Annotated in this window: 1 pseudogene; it reads left to right on the forward strand. The window is 51.4% G+C overall.

Features of this window, described 5'->3' with window-relative positions:
- Nucleotides 1-23: 23 nt before the first annotated feature.
- Nucleotides 24-702, forward strand: a pseudogene (locus ACOI06_RS14555) (IS256 family transposase); the annotation flags it as partial.

Below are 702 nucleotides of genomic sequence, written 5' to 3' on the forward strand. Positions count from 1 at the left end.
CCCAAAGTGATGCAAATGATGCATTGACCGGGTTGCTTAGACAGGGAGCCAGAGATTTGATCCATCGTGCTGTTCAGGCTGAGTTGACCGAGTTTTTAGAGGCTTTTGAAACTCGTCGTCTTAATGATGGTCGTCAGGCAGTGGTTCGCAACGGTTATCACCCTGAGCGGCAGATTCAGACTGGGATTGGCCCTGTCACGGTGCAGGTTCCCAAGGTTCGATCTAAAGACGGTGAGCCCGTTTTGTTTCGCTCCGCGTTAGTTCCACCGTATGTGCGTAAAAGTCGCTCACTGGAGACCGCCTTGCCTTGGCTGTATTTGAAGGGAATATCCACAGGTGAGATGCATGATGCTTTGACCATGCTGGTGGGGCCTGAAGCATAAGGCTTATCGGCCAGTACGGTTGCTCGTTTGAAACAGCAGTGAGCACAAGATTATCAGGCCTGGCGTCAACGACGTCTGGATCGTGATCAATGGGTGTATGTTTGGGTCGATGGGATTTATAGTGGCCTGAGAGCTGAAGACACCAAGCTGTGTGCGTTGGTCGTGATCGGTGTCAATGATCGTGGCCAGAAGCAATTTTTAGCCATTGAAGATGGTGTGCGTGAATCCACACAGAGCTGGCGTGAGGTTTTACTCAGTCTGAAGATGCGAGGTATGAATGCACCGCGCCTAGCCATTGGTGATGGTGCCATGGGCTTCT

The organism is Orrella sp. 11846 (assembly GCF_048820935.1).
Classification (GTDB): domain Bacteria; phylum Pseudomonadota; class Gammaproteobacteria; order Burkholderiales; family Burkholderiaceae_B; genus Algicoccus.